We start from the raw sequence: 18762 nt of genomic DNA on the forward strand, positions 1-18762 counted from the left end.
GCGCGCGTGGTGGCGCCCGGTGGGGTGCTACAGGGCGGCCTTCTTCGCGCCGGAGAACGCGGCGAACGCGCCGATGGCGAGGAACAGGAACGTCATCGCGTCGGCCGTCTCGCTCCAGCCGTCCGTCAGCCAGTTGAAGTGCTCGGTGAACAGCGAGGCCGCGGACACGTCGAGCTCGTCGGCGCCGATGATCGCGATGCCGATGAGCTGACCGAGGTAGACGGCGCCCAGCGACAGCAGCGCGCTCACCACGGGCAGTGCCGGGTTGCTGCCGCCGACCTTGCCCGCGGCGAACCCGATGAGGAAGCCGACGCCGACGGCCGCGTAGCCGATCTCGTACTCGGTGGCGCCGACGATGCCGCCGTAGACACCCGCGGTGACCAGCGCGACGACGACGGCGACGACCATGCCGAGGGCGACGTTTCCGCGGGCCGGCGCGGGCGCGGGAGCCGGGGCGAACGGCGCCGGGGGCGGCAGGGCGGCGCCCGGCTGCTGGGCGTAGGGGTTGCCGTCGACGGGCTGCGGGGCGGGGGCGGCGGCCGGGGCGGGCTGCGGGGTGGCGGGCGCGCCGGGGGCGGGCTCCTGGGCGAACGGGTTGCCGTCGGACGGCGGCGGAGATGACTGGGTCATGACAGGTTCCCCCCACGGGACTGATGTGACGAGCGGTGCGGTGTGTGTGCGCACTGGTGTGCGGCGGACGCCGAAGACTAGCAGGCGAGGGGGGCCCCTTGACCAGGCGTTATCGCGGGGGATCGGGGGGATTTCGGGGGACCCGGGGGCCGGGCGGGGGCAGTGCCTGGTGCGGAGGCCCCGGGAGCCGTCGCGGTCGTGCGGGGGCGTCGCGGTCGTCCGGGGTCGTCGTGAGGCGTCCGGGGGCGTCGTGAGGCGTCCGGAGCTCTCGCGAAGCGACGAGCTCGAGGATTTCCTCCTCGCGCTCGGTGACGCGTCCGGAGCTGCCGTGCGGCGCCGGGTGCCGTCCGGACCCGGTGGGTCGTCCGGAGCTGTCGTAAGGCGTCGTAGGCGTCCGTATCCCGTGGAAGGCGTCCGGAGTGGTGGGGAACCGTCCGACGAGGTTGGGGACCGTCCGGAGTGGTTGGGGACCGTCCGGAGTGGTTTTTTGGGGGGCGCCGCGGGCGGGCCGGCTCTGTCGGGCCCGTCAGAGCCGGTGCGCTGCCCCCGTCGGGGTGGCTCCGCGCGTGTCCAGGAGGAGCTGGGCCTTCACCGACAGGCCCTGGAGGTCGTACGTGCGGTGGTGCTGGAGCAGGATCGTCAGGTCGGCGTCGGCGGCGGCGTCGTAGAGGGAGTCGACGCGCGGCACCGGGCGGTCCAGGACGTTCCACGCGGGGACGTGCGGGTCGTGGTAGCTCACCGAGGCGCCCAGCTCGATCAGCCGGGTCGCGATCTCCCGCGCGGGGGTGCCCTGCTGGTCGGCGAGGTCGGGCTTGTAGGTGACGCCGAGCAGCAGCACGCGGGCACCGCGGGCGGACTTGCCGTGCTCGTTCAGCAGGGTCGCGGCGCGCTGGATGACGTAGCGGGGCATCTGGTCGTTGACCTGCTGGGCGAGTTCCACCATGCGCAGGGTGCGCCCGGCGCGGCCGGTCAGGTCCTGGGGGACGGCGTGGCCGCCGACGCCGGGGCCCGGACGGAACGCCTGGAATCCGAACGGCTTGGTCTCCGCGCAGCGGATGACGTCCCAGAGGTCGACGCCGAGGTCGTGGCAGAGCACGGCCATCTCGTTGACGAGGGCGATGTTGACATGCCGGTAGTTGGTCTCCAGCAGCTGCACGGTCTCCGCCTCGCGGGGTCCGCGCGCGCGGACGACCTTGTCGGTGAGCCGGCCGTAGAAGGCGGCCGCCGACTCCGTGCAGGCGGGGGTGAGACCGCCGATGACCTGCGGGGTGTTGGTGTGCCCGAAGTCGCGGTTGCCGGGGTCGACCCGGCTGGGCGAGCAGGCGAGGTGGAAGTCGCGGCCGGCCCGCAGGCCGGAGCCCTCCTCCAGGAGGGGCCGCAGGAAGTCCTCCGTGGTCCCCGGGTACACCGGTGATTCGAGGATCACGGTGGTGTGCGGGCGCAGGTGCGCGGCCAGGGTGCGGGCGGCCGTCTCGACCTGCCCGAGGTCGAGCCCGCCGTCCGCGCCGCGGGAGGTCGGGGCGCAGATGACCGCCGTGCGCACCCGGCCGAGCTGGGCCGGGTCGGTCGTCGGCCGGAAACCCCCCGAGAGCATCCGGCGCAGTTCGGCGGGGCTGAGGCCGCCTGCCTCGGGGCCCGTCTTGTACCCGAGGGTGGAGAGACCGGCGGTGACGGCGGCCTGCGCCAGGGGCAGGCCGTACGGGCCGAGTCCGATGACGGCGAGATCTGCGGGCATGGCGTGGGCCGTCCTTCCCAGTAACCGAAGCGGGACAGGTGCGCAAGCCCGGTGGACAGGATGGGCGAGAGCAATGTCAGACTAGGAGTAAATATGACCGTTATGCGGGATTGGTCTGCTGTGTCTTCCCGCGGGTCGGCGACAGTTGTCCACAGGCTGGGGGCGAGTAGTGGCTGAAGTCGGTCAACCCGGTCAGACTTTGGGCAGGGGGAAACGGCACGGGCCTCACCTCACGGGTGCGGCCGGCGCGACCGACAGCTGGAGGCAGCGGTGAGGACAGCGACACTCGGGCCGGCGCAGCGCGCCGAGTCACTCGCGGCGATGGCCGAGCGGGAACTGGACGTGCTGGTCGTGGGAGCGGGCGTGGTCGGTGCGGGCACCGCGCTCGACGCCGTGACCCGCGGCCTGTCCACGGCACTGGTCGAGGCGCGGGACTGGGCGTCGGGCACGTCCAGCAGGTCCAGCAAGCTCATCCACGGTGGCCTGCGCTATCTGGAGATGCTCGACTTCGCACTCGTCCGCGAGGCACTGAAGGAACGCGGCCTGCTGCTGGAGCGGCTCGCCCCGCACCTGGTGAAGCCGGTGCCGTTCCTGTACCCCTTGCAGCACAAGGGCTGGGAGCGCTGGTACGCCGGCTCGGGCGTCGCGCTCTACGACGCCATGTCGATGGCTCGCGCCCACGGGCGCGGCCTGCCCCTGCACCGCCACCTGAGCCGGCGTCACGCCCTGCGCGTCGCCCCCGCCCTGAAGAAGGAGGCACTGGTCGGCGCGCTGCAGTACTACGACGCCCAGGTGGACGACGCCCGCTTCGTGGCGAACCTCGTGCGCACCGCGTACTCGTACGGCGCCCACGTCGCCAACCGCGCGCGGGTGACCGCGTTCCTGCGCGAGGGCGAGCGGGTCGTCGGCGCCCGGGTGCGGGACGTCGAGGGCGGCGGGGAGTACGAGATCCGGGCCAAGCAGGTCGTGAACGCCACGGGTGTGTGGACCGACGACACCCAGGGGATGGTCGGCGAGCGCGGCCAGTTCCACGTCCGGGCGTCCAAGGGCATCCACCTCGTCGTCCCCAAGGACCGCATCCACTCGACGACCGGGCTGATCCTGCGCACCGAGAAGTCCGTGCTGTTCGTCATCCCCTGGGGCCGGCACTGGATCGTCGGCACCACGGACACCGACTGGGACCTCGACAAGGCACACCCCGCCGCGTCCAGCGCCGACATCGACTACGTCCTCGAACACGTCAACTCGGTCCTCGCCGTGCCGCTGACCAGGGACGACGTCCAGGGCGTGTACGCCGGTCTGCGTCCGCTGCTGGCCGGCGAGTCCGACGCCACCAGCAAGCTGTCGCGCGAGCACACCGTGGCGCACCCGGTGCCGGGACTCGTCGTCGTCGCGGGCGGCAAGTACACGACGTACCGGGTGATGGCCAAGGACGCGGTCGACGCCGCCGTGCACGGCCTCGACATGCGGGTCGCGGACTGCGTCACCGAGGACGTGCCGCTGCTCGGCGCCGAGGGATACCGCGCCCTGTGGAACGCGCGAGCGCGCATCGCCGCGCGGACCGGCCTGCACGTGGTGCGCGTGGAGCACCTGTTGAACCGCTTCGGGGCGATGGCGGAGGAGATCTTCGAACTCATCGCCGCGGACACCTCACTGGGCGAGCCGCTCCAGGCGGCCGACGACTACCTGCGCGCCGAGATCGTGTACGCCGCCTCGCACGAGGGCGCCCGGCACCTCGACGACGTGCTCACCCGCCGCACCCGCATCTCGATCGAGACCTTCGACCGGGGCACGCGCAGCGCGCGGGAGGCAGCCGAACTGATGGCGCCGGTCCTCGGCTGGGACAAGGACCAGATCGAGCGCGAGGTCGAGCACTACGAGAAGCGGGTGGAGGCCGAACGGGAATCGCAGCGCCAGCCCGACGACCTGACGGCGGACGCGGCGCGGCTCGGAGCACCGGACATCGCGCCGCTGTAGGAGGCGGGCGGCGGGGTCCCGCGCGTCTCGGCCGTACGGCGTCTGGGCCCTACGGCGCTCTACGGCGTCTCGGCCCTATGGCGTCTCGGTCCTCTGGCGCCCTACGACGTCTTGGTCTCCGGCGCTCTACGGCGTCTCGGTCCTCCGGCGCTCGGCCCTTCGCTCTTCCGGTGTTCCGGTGTTCCGGCCGTGGGGCGGCGCCTCGCTGGGCCGCCGCCCTGTGGCCGCCCGGAAGTCACTCGAACGGGTGTCTCCTGGCGGGATCTTCGCTCGGAACCGGCTCGTTCTACGAGGTGCGGGGGCAGAACTCGGCGGAGAGCAGCCGGGGTTCGAGCCCGGGGTCCGCGACCGTGCCGGTGTTCACGCGGAAGGTGAGGACACGATGGCCGTCGACGGTGGCTGCGGTGCGCACGTAGCTGCCGGTGATGTGTCCGTTGTGCCCCCACACCGTGACGCCGCACGGCAGTTTCACCGGGAACAGTCCCATGCCGTACGAGCCGTGTGCGGTGCGGGTGTCGAGCATCTCGCGCAGCCGGCGCGGGGGCAGCAGTTCCCCGCCGAGCAGGGCCGCGTAGAAGCGGTCCAGGTCGGCGAGCGTGGTCACCAGTTCGCCCGCGGCGCCGGCCACCCGCGGGTCGAGGTCGGTGACGTCGGAACCGTCGGCGGCCCAGGCGCGGCCGTGCGGTGCGGGAAGAGCAGTGCGGGAGCCGGGGAAGGAGGTGCCCGTCAGACGCAGGGGAGCGAGGATGCGGCGCTCCGCCTCGGTGGCGTAGGAGTGCCCCGTGACCTGTTCGACGATCAGGCCGAGCAGTACGTAGTTGGTGTTCGAGTAGGCGTAGTGGCCGCGGTCGGCCGGAGGGTGGGTGAGAGCCAGGCGTACGGCCTGAAGGGGTGACAGGGGGACGAGCCCCCCGGTGTCCGTGGCGAAGTCGTACAGGCCGCTGGTGTGGGTGAGCAGGGCACGCAGGGTCAGCGCGCGGCCGTCGTTGCCCGTTCCCCGCACCAGGCCCGGCAGGTGCTGCTCCACCGTGTCCGACAGTGACAGGCTCTGCTCGTCGGCCAGTTGCAGGACGACGGTCGCGAGGAAGGTCTTCGTGATGCTGCCCGCCCGGAAGTGGTCGGCGCGGGCGATCCCACCGCCCGCCCGGGCGAAGCGGGTGGCGGTCCCCTCGCGGGCCAGCAGGGCCGCGGCGGGTGCCTTGCCCCGAGAGACCAGCAGGGGCAGGACCGTGTCCGTGGCCGGCACGGAATGTGCCGCCTGCGAGCCGGACGCGGCCGACCAGAGCAGCACCACGGCCACCGGTACGGCGAGGAGCGGCCGTAGCTGCTGAAGCGGCGGCATCGCGGGACCCTCCCTTGTCGCGGTCCATCATCCAGGGCCACGGAGGGCGGACCCCGCGGGCCCCCGGCGCCGGGTCGCGTCCGGTGATTCGCGTCCGATCGGCAGCCGCCGGGCGTCACCGGCCCGGTGCGAGTGACCGGACGCGGCCCGGGGCGTCAATGGACCCCGGGTGCGGTGAGAGGCACCCTGGGCGTCGGGCACTTGTCGGGTGAGGGACAATGGAGGCTCTGTCGGGGCGGGTTGCATGAGGGGACGCATGTCGGAGGCGGAGCGGGCGGGGGCGGCATCCCGGCAGGACAAGAGCAGGCGTCTCCTCGCCGGGCGGTACCGGCTGGGAGAAGTGCTGGGCCGCGGCGGCATGGGCACGGTGTGGCGTGCCGAGGACGAGACTCTCGGCCGGACGGTCGCCGTGAAGGAGTTGCGGTTCCCGTCCAGCATCGACGAGGACGAGAAACGGCGTCTGATCACGCGCACCCTGCGTGAGGCCAAGGCGATCGCGCGGATCCGCAACAACAGCGCGGTGACGGTCTACGACGTGGTCGAGGAGGACGACCGGCCGTGGATCGTGATGGAACTGGTCGAGGGCAAGTCCCTCGCCGAGGCCATCCGTGAGGACGGCCTCCTTGAGCCCCGGCGCGCGGCCGAGGTCGGGCTCGCCATTCTCGACGTGCTGCGGTCCGCGCACCGCGAGGGCATCCTGCACCGTGACGTGAAGCCGTCGAACGTGCTGATCTCCGAGGACGGCCGGGTCGTGCTCACCGACTTCGGCATCGCGCAGGTCGAGGGCGACCCGTCCATCACGTCGACCGGCATGCTCGTCGGCGCGCCCTCCTACATCTCGCCCGAACGCGCCCGCGGGCACAAGCCGGGCCCGGCGGCCGACCTGTGGTCGCTCGGCGGCCTGTTGTACGCGGCGGTCGAGGGATCGCCGCCGTACGACAAGGGGTCGGCGATCGCGACGCTCACGGCGGTGATGACCGAGCCGCTCGGAGAGCCCAAGAACGCGGGGCCGCTGCGGGACGTCATCTACGGGCTGCTCACCAAGGACCCCGAGCAGCGGCTCGACGACGCCGGTGCGCGGGCCATGCTCAACGCGGTGCTGCACGCGCCCGAGCCGAAGGCCGTCGAGCCTGAGCCGGCCGCCACCAAGGTCGTGCCCTTGCCGGCGCAGCCGGGTGAGCGGTCCGGCACCTCCGGCACCAGGCGGGGCGAGGAGGCGGGCGAGCGGTTCCGCGGTGCGCTGCGCTCCATGCGCAAGGCCGCCGGAGCGGCGGCCGGGTCGGCGGCCGCGGTGCGCGCCAAGTCGGCCGGCGCCTCCGCCGGTTCGGACTCCGGCGGTGTCGGTGGGTCCGGCACGTCGGCCGCGAAGGAGACGACCGGGGCCGCGAAGCCGGACACGGCCGGCGGGTCGGGCGCGGCCCCGGCGTCGGGTGCCGCTGTCGGAACGGCGGCGGGCGCCGCCGGTTCGGGGCGGGTGCCCGCGGCCCGCGAGCGAGGCACGCGGGAGACGACGGCCAAGGGCTCGGACACCACCAGCGCGAGCGCCACGCACGTCACCAGCGCGGCGAGCGCCACCAGCGCCTCGAACGCGCCGACGAACGGGCGGAGTTCCGGGTGGCCCGTGATGACGCCACCGGACCTGCCGCCGCGGACCGTGCCCAGGGCGCCGCTCACCGACGTGGTGCCCCGGCGGACGCTGGTGATCATCGCGGTGGTCCTGGCGCTCGCCGTGCTCGGCACCGTTCTCGCGCTCACCCTCGGCGGGGACGACGACGGCTCGAAGGGGGCCAAGGCCGGCGGCGGTTCCAAGGTCACGGCCGGGGCCGGGGCGAGTCCCTCCACCAAGGAGGACAAGAGCGCGGGCACCGGGAAGGGCGGGTCGGCGGACGCGTCCGGTTCGGCCGGATCGTCCGGCTCCGGGTCGGGGGACACCTCGGGCACCGAGGCGAGTCCGCCCGGAGACAGCGGCAAGGAGACGGACGGTTCCTCGGGCGACGGCAGTGCGTCCACGACGACGTACCGGGGCGGCCAGGGTTATTCGATCGGGCTGCCCAAGGGGTGGAAGTACCAGTCCGCGAGTGCGGCGGGAGATCGTTTCGCCGGCCCCGACGGGCAGAAGTTGCTGGTCGCCTGGACCTCGGCGCCCAAGGGCGACCCGGTCGCCGACTGGACGAACCAGGAGCGCTACATGGTGCGCTCGCAGTACAGGAAGATCCGGATAGAGGCGGTGAGCTACCGGGGCTGGAACGCGGCCGACTGGGAGTTCACCTACTCGGAGGGTGGCACCGGCTACCGCACGATCGACCGCGGGTTCGTCGTCAACGACCATCAGGGATACGCACTGATGTACACGGCGAAAGCCGCGAAGTGGGGCACCGGGGTGCGCAAGGACACCTGGCGGACCCTGACGGAGACCTTCAAGCCCAAGTCGTGACGGAAGCGGTCGCGCCTTTGGGCCGCGAGATCCGGCATCCCCTCTTTGCAGGTTGCCTCCGGCACGTATCGTGAATGTTCGCGGACCGTACGCATCCAGGTGTGTATCCGGAACGGGCCGCGTCACGAACGGAATTGACCAGCCGGGCGGCCGGGGGAGGCAACGTGGACGACTATGCGGGTCGGGTGCTCGCCGACCGCTACCGCCTGCCGCTGCCGCCGTCCGACGAGTACGAACTCACCGAGAGCCGGGCTTTCGACACCTACAGCGGGCAGGAAGTCCTCGTCAGGCAGGTGCCGTTGCCCGAGGTCGTCGAGGCCGAGGTGCTCGACGCGGAAGGGCTGCCGGACGGCTTCACCGCCCGCGAGGGCCACGCGACGCGGGACCGGGGCGCGCGGCGGTCCGCCGACGGGCGCGCCAGTACCCGGCGGCCCGCCGAGCCGGCCGTCCGGCGGGCCGTCGAGGCGGCGCAGGCCGCGGCCCGGATTCCCGACCACCCCCGGCTCGACCAGGTCTTCGACGTGTTCGCCGAGGGCGGTTCGCTCTGGATAGTCAGCGAGTGGGTGGCCGCGCGCTCATTGTCGGACTTCCTGCTGGAGAAGCCGCTGACGCCGTACCGGGCGGCCGAGGTGGCCTCCGACGTCCTCATGGCCCTGCGCGTGCTGCACGCGCACGGCTGGGTGCACCGCAACGTCACGGCACGCACGGTGCTCGTCTGCGACGACGGCCGGGTGATGCTGACCGGCCTCGCCGTCGGAGCCGCCGAAGAGGCGCTGTGCGGGTACGACCCGGTGCCGGCCCCGGACAGTGAGTGGGGCGCGGGCGCCGGTACGGACGGCGCAAGCGGCGGGGCGGACACCGGCGCCGGTCTCGGCGCGGGACGCGAACCGGCCCCCGGTGGCGCGTCGGGCCGTCCCGGACCGCCGGGCGGCGCCCCCCGCGCACCGGGCTTCGGCAACGCGCCCCCCACCGGCAACGCGCCCGGGTCCGCCCTCGCGCTCGGATCCGGCCCCGCACCCGGCAGCGGACCGTTCGCGGGCGCGGGGACATCCGCGGCGGCCGGCCCCGGTGGCGGACAAGCGGACCCCGAGGCGGCCCGGCGGGCCGCCATCGAGGCGCGGGCGGCCGGCGGGCTGTCGGCGCAGGAGGCCGAGGTGGCATCCGGCGCGGCCGGGGCGGGCGCGCTCGCCCGCCGGGAGCCCGACACCGGCGGCGACCTCCGGGCCGCGCGGGCCGGAGCGATCGCCGCGTACCGGGCGGGGGCGCGGGCCGCGGCCCGGGTCCAGGAGGCGCAGCAGAGCGGCCGCACGGCACTTCCCGGAGCGCGCCCCGCCTCCGACGGCGGCCCCGCCGCGCACAACGGAGGGTCGGCGCAGTCGCCTTACGGCACCGGTGTGGAGCGGGCGCCGGGCGCCACGCCACCCGGTCAGATCGCCGACCCCTACGGCGTGCGCGCCGCCCCCTGGCACGGCGCGGCGCCCCGCGGCGGAGCCGAGGCCGCGCCGTCGGCCGGGGGCTACGGACCGGGGACGACAGGGCGTACGGCACTTCCGGCGACAGGCAACGGCCTGGTGGCGCCGGGATACGGTCCCGTACCGGGACACCCGGCGGCACCCGGCTTCGGCACCAACCCCGGCAACCCCGCCCACCCAGCCCACCCCGCCAACCCCAGCAATTCCGCCGCCGCCCCCGCTCAGGGCTCCGCCCCCGCTCCGGTTCCCCCGTCCGGACTCGGCGCGGCGCCCGCGCCCGGTGCCCCGCCCCTCGGTGTTTCCGCCCGGTGGGACGAGCCCGCCGCCGGTGCCCCGGTGCGGCGCGGGCCTGCCACCGCGCTGGCGGCCGAGCGGGCGCGGCAGGCGCGGATGGCCGTGGTCGGGCCGGTGACCGAGCGGTGGGCGCCCGAGCAGGCGGGGCCCGTCCACGAGAACTGGCAGCTGGCCGCGCCCATCGGCCCCGCCACCGACCTGTGGGCGCTCGGCGCGCTGCTGTTCCGGGCCGTACAGGGGCACGCGCCGTACCCGGAGGAGTCGACGGCCGAGCTGGTGCAGCTGGTGTGCGCCGAGCCGCCCGCGTTCGCCGAGGAGTGCGGGCCGCTCAGGCCGGTCGTGGAGTCGCTGCTGCGTCAGGACCCCACCGAGCGGATCGACTTCGAGGAGCTGAGCGGCTGGCTGCGTTCACTGGTCCGGTCGGCGCCGGAGCCGGAGGCGGGCGCGCACGTCGTGGCGGCGCCACCGGTCGACGCGAGCCGGCTGCCCATCGTGCGCCGCCGGGGCGAGCTGGTGCGCAGGCGGCGCGCCAAGCTGCCCGCGACCAGTGCGCACGGCCGGCACAAGCGGGCCCGGGAGGAGGCGCGTTCACCGCGCAGCCTGGGCCGCACCCTGATTCTGCTGATCCTGCTCGCGCTGGCCGCGGCGGTCGCGTACGCCATGTACTTCATGCCGAAGGCCGGCTCGCGGGACACCGACGGCGCGGACCGGACGGGAGCCACCACCGGGGCCGGTCAGGCGCCCGGGCAGTCCCCGGAGGCGAGCAGTGAGCCCCGGCCGGACCAGACCTCGCCGCGCCCGTCGGGCAGCCCCTCGGAGTCGACGGGTTCCGCCGAGACGCAGACCACCGGCCCCGAGGTCGCCGACGGGTTCACGCTGCGGGACGACCCGGCGGGCTTCCGGGTCGCCGTCGCCGACGGCTGGAACCGCACCCCGGGCAACGGGCGCGGTCAGGTGCTGTACACGCACGGCGACTTCGAGCTGATCCTCGTACCGGGCCGGGACTCGGCGGCCGCGAACGGCAGCGACCCGATGGTGTACCAGCGGCAGAAGGAACGCGAACTCCAGCCGTACCGTGACTCCAGCTGGGCCACCGCCACCGGCCTGAAGACGATTCAGGTGGGTGGGCGGACCATGGCCGAGGGGCAGTTCACCTGGACCGGCGACGACGGGCGGGAGCTGTTCGTGCGCAACCTGGCGCTGCTGGTCGGCGGGAAGTACCACGTGGTGCAGGTGCGCGGTCCGGAGGCCGAACGGGACGAGGTGACACGGCTGTACGAGCAGGCGTCGGCGACATATCAGGTCACCGGCTGACGATTCACCTCCGCGGTGGGTGACGTACGCGGCGGAGGGCCGGACGGTTTACTCCAGCCCCGAGAAGCGACAACCGTCACAGTGCGGTCTCCTTGGCGCGCCCCAGGTTCCCTCGGTGCGGGCCGCTCCTTAATCTGACTCAGTCAAGAGCATTGCGGGGCAACGTGAATCAGATGCAGGGCCTGCTCCTCGCGGGGCGCTATCGGCTCGCCGACGCGATCGGCAGCGGCGGCATGGGCCGGGTGTGGCGTGCGCACGATGAGGTGCTGCATCGGGCCGTCGCCATCAAGGAGTTGACGGCCGCGCTGTACGTGTCGGAGTCCGAGCGGCCGAGGCTGCTGGCCCGTACCCGTGCGGAGGCCCGCGCGGCGGCCCGGATCAACCACTCCGCCGTGGTCACCGTGCACGACGTGCTGGAGCACGACGGCCGGCCGTGGATCGTGATGGAACTGGTCGAGGGCCACTCGCTGGCCGACGCGGTCAAGGAGCGGGGGCGCCTGGAGCCGGCGGAGGCCGCGCGGATCGGACTGTGGGTGCTGCGCGCGCTGCGCGCCGCCCACGCGGCCGGCGTGCTGCACCGCGACGTGAAGCCCGGCAACGTGCTCATAGGCCACGACGGACGCGTGCTCCTCACCGACTTCGGCATCGCGCAGATCGAGGGCGACTCCACGATCACCCGCACGGGAGAGGTCGTCGGTTCGGTCGACTACCTCGCCCCCGAGCGAGTCCGCGGCCACGACCCGGGGCCGTCCTCGGACCTGTGGGCGCTCGGCGCCACGCTGTACACGGCGGTGGAGGGCAGGTCGCCGTTCCGCCGCACCTCGCCGCTGACGACCATGCAGGCCGTGGTCGAGGAGGAGATGCCCGACCCGTCACACGCCGGTCCGCTCGCGCCCGTCATCGCGGCGCTGCTGCACAAGGACCCCGCGGAACGGCCGGACGTCTCCGCGGCCGAGCACCTGCTCGCGCAGGCCGCGGAGGGGCGCCGGCCGGACGAGGCGCAGGCGTACGTGCCGACGCAGTACGGCGGTCCCCCGCACGAACGCGACTCCCGCACCGGGCCGACCGGCCCGCCCACGGGGCCCGCCGCCACGCCGTACCCCTCGGCGACCTCGACGCCGTACCCGGCGGCGACCTCCGCGTCGTACCCGGCGGGGGGACCCACGTCGTACGGCCCGGTTGCCGGGGGGCCCTACGGGCCGAAGGGCGTCGGTCACACGCCCCCGCCCGGACGGCGGCGGTGGCGCACCCGCGCCCTCGTGGCCGTCCTGGCCGCGCTCGTCGGCGGGGCCACCGTGGTCGGACTGCAGGCGTGGGACGCGGAGCGCGGGAAGGGCACCGCCGACGGGCCGACACCGAGCACGAGCCAGAGCCGGAGCACCGGTCCGAGTCCCAGCCGCAGCGGCGGCGGCAGTCCGGACGCGACGGGCGGGAACACGGCGAGCCCCGACGGCACCGTGCCCGCGGACTGGGTCAAGGTGGACGACCCCGACGGCTTCAGTCTCTATCTGCCCGCGGGCTGGACACGAACGGTCGCCAGCACCACGGGCGGCATCGACCAGATCGACTACTCGCCCGACGGCGGCGAGCACTTCGTCCGCATCGCCGTCGACCCCTCACCCGACTTCGCCGACGGCCACTCGCACCAACTGGACCTGGAGGAACAGGTGCAGCGGCTGCTCGACTACCGGCGGGTGACACTGGAGAAGAACCTCTACCGGGACCGCGACGGCTCCCGGTGGGAGTACACGTGGACCGCGCTGGCCAAGGACACCCCCTTCCCGGGGCCGCGCCGGGCCGTCGAGGAGACGTACGTGGCCCGGGACGGTGTCGAGTACGCGATCTACATGTCCTCGCCCGCGGCGGACTGGGAGACCACGAGCCGGCGGTTCACGGCGGTGCTCCAGGGCTGGCAGCCGCGCAGCTCCTGACGGCGGACCCCGGTCCGCTCCCCGGAGTTGGCCGGTCGCCGACCCGGAGGGTGTCCGTCCGGTGCGGCATGATGGGGCGCATGGGGACCGAGGGGGACAACGCCCGCGTCATCGCCGGGCGTTACCGGCTGGAGAAGCGGCTCGGGCGCGGTGGCATGGGCGTGGTGTGGCGGGCCACCGACCAACTGCTGGGCAGGCAGGTGGCGGTGAAGGAGATCCCCCTCGACGACACGCTCTCCGAGGAGGAGGCCCGGCGGCAGCGTGACCGCACCCTCCGCGAGGCGCGGGCGGTCGCCCAGTTGCGGCACCCGCACATCATCGTGGTCCACGACGTCGTCGAGCACGACGAACGCCCGTACATCGTGATGGACCTGATCGGCGGCGGCTCGCTCGCCGACCGTATCTCCGCGCGCGGCCCGGTCGAAGCCGCCGAGGCCGCCCGCATCGGCATCGGACTGCTGAGCGCGCTGCGCACGGCGCACGCGGCGGGTGTCCTGCACCGTGACATCAAGCCCGCGAACGTCCTGCTGGAGGCCGACACCGACCGGGTCGTGCTCACCGACTTCGGTATCGCCCAGGTCGCCGGGGCCACCACGCTCACCGAGACCGGGTCGTTCGTCGGGTCGCCCGAGTACACCGCGCCCGAGCGGATGTCGGGGGCGAGAACCGGCCCGGAGTCCGACCTGTGGTCGCTGGGCGCGCTGCTGTGCACGGTCCTGAGCGGCGAATCGCCGTTCCGGCGCGACTCGCTGGGCGGCATCCTGCACGCGGTGGTCTTCGACGAGATCCGCCCGCCCGCGCAGGCCGGCCCGCTGCTTCCCGTCGTACGGGGGCTGCTGGAGCGCGATCCCGAACGGCGGCTGGACGCGGCTCAGGCGGAGCGGATGCTGCGCGACTTCCGGGACACGGGCCGGACGCCGGTGCCGCCGCCCGGGTACACGCCGACGCGGCCGGACCTGCCCCGGCAGGAACCGGCGCCGACCGCCGCGGAGCCGGTGCCGCCCCGCAGGACGTACTCCACCCGGGGTGTGCTGGTGGCCGCGCTGCTGGTCGCCGCGATGGCGGGGGCGGGGGTGTCCGCGGCGGCGCTGCTGGTGAAGCGGGGCGGGGGCGGTGGGGGCGGTACGCCGGTGAGCTCGGGGCCGGGGGCGTCGGTGACGTCGGCGAGCCCGTCCGCCAGCCGGCCGGCGAGCCCGTCCGCGAGCCGGTCGGCGCGGCCGTCCGGATCGGTGACCGGGCCGGCCTCCGGGGTCTCGCCCGCGACGCGTTCCAGCAGGCCGGCCGGTGCCGGGACGCCCGCCGCGGGCTCGCCCGCGCCGTCGGGTTACCGCACCGCCGAGGACCCGGCCGGCTTCACCCTCGCCGTGCCCGACGGCTTCACCCGCGAGCCGCAGGGGCAGCGCGTGTTCTACCTGTCGCCGGGAGAGACCTTCCGCCTCGGCATCAAGGTCGCCGCCCCCGGACCGGGCGGCCCGGCCGGGGTGATGCGGCGCGCGGCGGCCGACGGCCCCTCGTCCAACCCCGGTTACCACGACGGCCGGGTCACGGAGACCACGCACCGCGCCCGCCCGGCCGCCCTCTGGGAGTTCACCTGGAACGGCTTCAGCGCGGCGGAGGGCCCCCGGCACACCTACGACCTGTGCTGGGAGGAGGGCGGCCGGCTCTACGACGTGTGGGTGTCGGCCCCCGTCGGCAAGGTGCGGGAGGCGAAGGAGTACTTCGACGTGGCCGTGGACACCTTCGCCCGCGGACGATGACGTCAACGACGCCTGCGCCAGGCGCGGGCGACCGCGTCACCGCCCCCGGTCCCCGGCCGACTCCCGGTACCTCCCGGGTGTCGTCCCGAACTCGCGGCTGAACGCGTGCGAGAGGGCGTACGGGCTGCCGTACCCCGCCTCCCGGGCCACCGTCGCCAGCGGGGCGTCCGAGGCGCGCAGCCGGGTGGCCGCCAGGGTCAGGCGCCACCAGGCCAGATACGCCATGGGCGGGCGGCCGACCAGGGAGGTGAAGCGGCGGGCGAGCGTCGCGCGGGAGACCCCCGCCTCGGCGGCCAGCCGGTCGACGGTCCAGGGCGCGGCCGGCTCGGTGTGCAGGGCGCGCAGCGCGGCCGTCGTCACCGGGTCGCTGAGCACGCCGGGCCAGGCGCCCGTCCGTGCCTGCGCCATCCACGCGCGGACCATGTAGACGAGCAGCAGGTCGAGCAGGCTCGGCAGGGCCAGACACGAGCCGGGCCGCCGCTGGTCCAGCTCCCGCGCCAACAGGTCCACGGCGGACCGGAGTTCGGGGTGGGCGCCGATCCGGTTCGGCAGGTGGACGACCTGCGGCAGCTCCGCCATCAGGGGGTGCACCCGGCTGCGGTCGAGCCGGTACTTGCCGCAGAGCAGTTCCACCTCCCGGCCCTCCCCGAACGGGAGCGCGCCGGGGTCGGTCAGCGCCTCGAACGGCACGGCCCGTTCCGCCCGCGCCGCGTCCACGGGTCCGTCGGCGAGGACGTGCCCGGCCCCGTGCGGCAGCAGGACGACGTCCCCCGCCCCCAGGGCGACCGGCTCGCCGCCCCCGTCCGGCAGCAGTGAGCAGCCGCCGGACAGGACGACGTGGAAGCCGGCGCCCTCGTACGGCGCGAGCCGCGTGCACCAGCTCCCGCGCACGGTCAGCCGGTTCGAGGAGGGGCGCCCGGCGCGTACCGCGGAGATCGCGTCACTGACCACGTCCATGGCATCAGCGTAGACCTGCCGCGCGTCAGGGATGAGACGCTCACGTATTCAGAAGAGCCGATCAGTCATCGAAACGCTCGTCCGGGATCCCTAGGCTCGTGGGTATGGCTGATGAGAGCGTGGAGAGCTTCGTGATCGGGGACGTCGAGGTCGTCCGGGTCGTCGAGTGGCGGGTGCCGTTCCTGCCGGCGCGGGACGTCGTCCCCGGCTGCGGTCCCGAGGTGTGGACGGACAACCGGGACCTGCTCGCCCCCGACCACTGGGAGCCCGACAGCGACCGTGCCGTGCTGGCGCTCCAGACCTGGGTGCTGCGCAGCGCCGGCCGGACCGTCCTGGTCGACACCGGCGTGGGCAACGGGCGGGAACGGCCCGGCAACCCCCTCTTCCACCGGCAGCGGGGCGACCTCCCCGGCCGCCTCGCCCGGGCCGGCGTACGCCCGCAGGACGTCGACGTCGTCGTGAACACGCACATCCACGGGGACCACGTCGGCTGGAACACCCATGACGTCGACGGGGTGTGGCAGCCCCTGTTCCCGAACGCCCGCTACCTCCTGCCGGCCGCCGACGACGCGCACTTCGGGCCCGAGGGCGGATACGGCGGTGGCGTGCGCCTCGACGACCGGCTGATCCACGAGGACAGCATCGCCCCCGTGCACCGCGCCGGACAGGCCGACCCCTGGGACGGGGAGCACCGGATCGACGCGCACCTGACCCTGGAGTCCGCCCCCGGACACACCCCCGGTTCCTCGGTGCTGAGGGTCGCCTCGCGCGGCGAACGGGCCGCGTTCGTCGGGGACCTGCTGCACAGCCCGGTGCAGGTCCTGCACCCCGCGTGCAGCAGCTGCTTCTGCCTCGACCCGCGGCAGGCCGCCACCACCCGCCGACGGGTCCTGGAACGCGCCGCCGACCAGGGGGAGCTGGTGATCCCGGCGCACTTCGGCGGAACGGGCGTGGTGGAGGTCCGGCGTGAGGACGGGGCGCTCGCGCCGGTGCCGTGGCGGGGCTGACCCACGCCGACCGCCTCGCCCGCGGAGGAACCGGCAGACGCGGATCGCGGACCTCTCGCTCCCGCACAACCCGCTGATCAGCGAGTTCGTTGCCAGTGACCACTGGCGTCATGTGTGCGGCCGGTGAATCACCATTACCGACGGGTACCAAAAGTCTCCGCCCCGGCATACCCTGCGGCTCATGACGGACGCGCAGGCCCCGGCCAAGACCGGCACGAATCCTCTCGCCCCCGCTCCGGAGGGCGCCCGCACCGCCGCCGACGTGGTGACGCCCGAGCTGGTCGCCCAGCTGACCAAGGGGGTCGTCGGCTCGGGCCGGACCGCCAACCACACGCCGTTCACCGGCGAGAAGCTGGCCGACCTGCCCGAGTCCACGCCCGAGGACGTACAGAAGGCCTACGCCTCGGCCCGCGCGGCCCAACAGGTGTGGGAGCGGACCCCGGTCCGGCAGCGCGCCGCCGTCCTCCTGCGCTTCCACGACCTGGTGCTGGAGCGGCAGGCCGAGGTGCTCGACCTGATCCAGCTGGAGACCGGCAAGGCGCGGCTGCACGCCCACGAGGAGGTCCAGGCCGTCGCCGTCGCGGCCCGCCACTACGGCCGCAGGGCCCCCGCCTACCTGCGGCCCAAGCGGCACGCCGGCGCCGTACCGGCCCTGACCAAGGCCACCGAACTGCGCCACCCGCGCGGAGTGGTCGGCCAGATCGCGCCCTGGAACTACCCCCTGGAGCTGTCGGTCGGCGACGCGCTCCCCGCGTTCGTGGCGGGCAACGCGGTCGTCATGAAGCCGGACACCGAGACCTGTCTGACCGCCCTGTGGGCGCGCGACCTGCTGATCGAGGCGGGACTGCCCGCCGACGTCTTCCAGGTCGTCCTCGGCGAGGGTCCCGTGGTCGGCCCCGAGGTCGTCCGGCACGCCGACTACGTCTCCTTCACCGGCTCCACCCGCACCGGCCGCGAGGTCGCCCAGGGCGCCGCCGCCCGCCTGATCGGCGTCTCCCTCGAACTGGGCGGCAAGAACGCCATGGTGGTGCTGGAGGACGCCGACATCGAGAAGGCGGCCGCGGGCGCGGTCCGCGCCTGCTTCTCCTCCGCCGGCCAACTGTGCATCTCCATCGAGCGGTTGTACGTCCACGAGTCGATCGCGGACGCCTTCCTGGAGCGCTTCGCCGCCCGCACGAAGGCGATGCGGCTCGGCACGTCCCTCGCCTACGGCGCCGACATGGGCTCGCTGGTGGGCGAACGCCAGCTGGAGACGGTCACCCGGCACGTCGACGAGGCCGTCGCCAAGGGCGCCCGGCTCGTCGCCGGCGGGGTCGCCCGCCCGGACGTCGGCCCCTACTTCTTCGAGCCGACCATCCTCGACGGCGTCGAGGCCCCCATGTCGGTCTGCTCCGAGGAGACCTTCGGCCCGGTGGTGTCGGTCTACCGCTTCGCGACCGAGGACGAGGCCGTCGAGCTCGCCAACTCCACGCCGTACGGCCTGAACTCGTCGGTCTGGACGAAGGACGGCCGGCGCGGCCGCGCGGTCGCCTCCCGCCTGCGCACGGGAACGGTGAACGTCAACGAGGGCTACGCGCCCGCGTACGGCAGCGTCCAGTCGCCGATGGGCGGCATGAAGGAATCCGGTCTCGGCCGCCGGCACGGCTCCGAGGGCATCCTCAAGTACACCGAGGCGCAGACGGTCGCCCAGCAGCGGCTGCTGCCGATGGCCCCGTCGCTCGGCATGGACGACGAGAAGTACGCGGCGTTCATGAGCCGGAGCCTGCGGCTCATGAAGGCGTTCCGGTTCCGCTAGTGCCGCGGCGGGGGGGGGGGGGGGGGGGGGGGGGGGGGGGGGGGGGGGGGGGGGGGGGGGGGGGGGGGGGGGGGGGGAGGGAAGAAAAAAAAAAAAAAAAACGAAAAAAAAAGAAGA

11 protein-coding genes are annotated in these 18762 nt (G+C 74.2%); 7 read left to right on the forward strand and 4 right to left on the reverse strand.

The annotated features are described in order from the left end of the window. Positions 1–27 precede the first annotated feature (27 nt). On the reverse strand, positions 28–630 hold the full coding sequence (locus tag AC07AZ_RS07285; protein ID WP_478844669.1) for a hypothetical protein: 603 nt from the start codon (positions 628–630) through the stop codon (positions 28–30). Between the two features lie 526 nt (positions 631–1156). Next, positions 1157–2365 (reverse strand): nucleotide sugar dehydrogenase, encoded by a 1209-nt coding sequence (locus AC07AZ_RS07290; protein WP_478844671.1) that lies wholly within the window; start codon positions 2363–2365, stop codon positions 1157–1159. Between the two features lie 270 nt (positions 2366–2635). Between AC07AZ_RS07290 and AC07AZ_RS07295 the strand changes: the two genes are divergently transcribed. Continuing rightward, positions 2636–4342, forward strand: coding sequence for a glycerol-3-phosphate dehydrogenase/oxidase (locus tag AC07AZ_RS07295; protein ID WP_478844673.1), 1707 nt, complete (start codon positions 2636–2638; stop codon positions 4340–4342). A 286-nt stretch (positions 4343–4628) separates the two neighbouring features. Here AC07AZ_RS07295 and AC07AZ_RS07300 read toward each other — a convergent pair whose 3' ends face one another. Further along, positions 4629–5684 carry a serine hydrolase domain-containing protein gene (locus AC07AZ_RS07300; RefSeq protein WP_478844675.1) on the reverse strand — a complete coding sequence of 352 codons (1056 nt, stop codon included), beginning with the start codon at positions 5682–5684 and terminating at the stop codon, positions 4629–4631. Positions 5685–5940: 256 nt separating this feature from the next. On the opposite strand from AC07AZ_RS07300, the gene AC07AZ_RS07305 reads away from it, so the two are divergent. From AC07AZ_RS07305 to AC07AZ_RS07320, 4 genes are all read left to right on the forward strand, one after another. Further along, positions 5941–8118, forward strand: a complete 2178-nt coding sequence (locus AC07AZ_RS07305) for a serine/threonine-protein kinase (RefSeq protein WP_478844677.1) — start codon at positions 5941–5943, stop codon at positions 8116–8118. Positions 8119–8282: 164 nt separating this feature from the next. Continuing rightward, the gene (locus AC07AZ_RS07310; RefSeq protein ID WP_478844679.1) at positions 8283–11198 is read left to right on the forward strand and encodes a protein kinase; all 2916 of its coding nucleotides are present in this window, start codon (positions 8283–8285) and stop codon (positions 11196–11198) included. Positions 11199–11371: 173 nt separating this feature from the next. Beyond that, complete coding sequence (locus AC07AZ_RS07315; protein WP_478844681.1) at positions 11372–13129, forward strand: serine/threonine-protein kinase; 1758 nt, start codon at positions 11372–11374, stop codon at positions 13127–13129. A gap of 80 nt (positions 13130–13209) precedes the next feature. Further along, positions 13210–14886, forward strand: coding sequence for a serine/threonine-protein kinase (locus tag AC07AZ_RS07320; RefSeq protein WP_478844683.1), 1677 nt, complete (start codon positions 13210–13212; stop codon positions 14884–14886). Between the two features lie 36 nt (positions 14887–14922). On the opposite strand, the gene AC07AZ_RS07325 is transcribed toward AC07AZ_RS07320, so the two are convergent. Then, a complete protein-coding gene (locus AC07AZ_RS07325) occupies positions 14923–15843 on the reverse strand; it encodes an AraC family transcriptional regulator (protein WP_478844685.1) in 921 nt (306 codons plus the stop codon). A 104-nt stretch (positions 15844–15947) separates the two neighbouring features. On the opposite strand from AC07AZ_RS07325, the gene AC07AZ_RS07330 reads away from it, so the two are divergent. Continuing rightward, positions 15948–16850, forward strand: a complete 903-nt coding sequence (locus AC07AZ_RS07330) for an MBL fold metallo-hydrolase (protein ID WP_478844687.1) — start codon at positions 15948–15950, stop codon at positions 16848–16850. A gap of 181 nt (positions 16851–17031) precedes the next feature. Continuing rightward, entirely contained in the window at positions 17032–18645 is a 1614-nt protein-coding gene (locus tag AC07AZ_RS07335; protein WP_478844690.1) for a succinic semialdehyde dehydrogenase, read from the forward strand. The last annotated feature ends 117 nt before the right edge of the window (positions 18646–18762 follow it).

It is taken from the genome of Streptomyces sp. NPDC043878 (assembly GCF_056435735.1).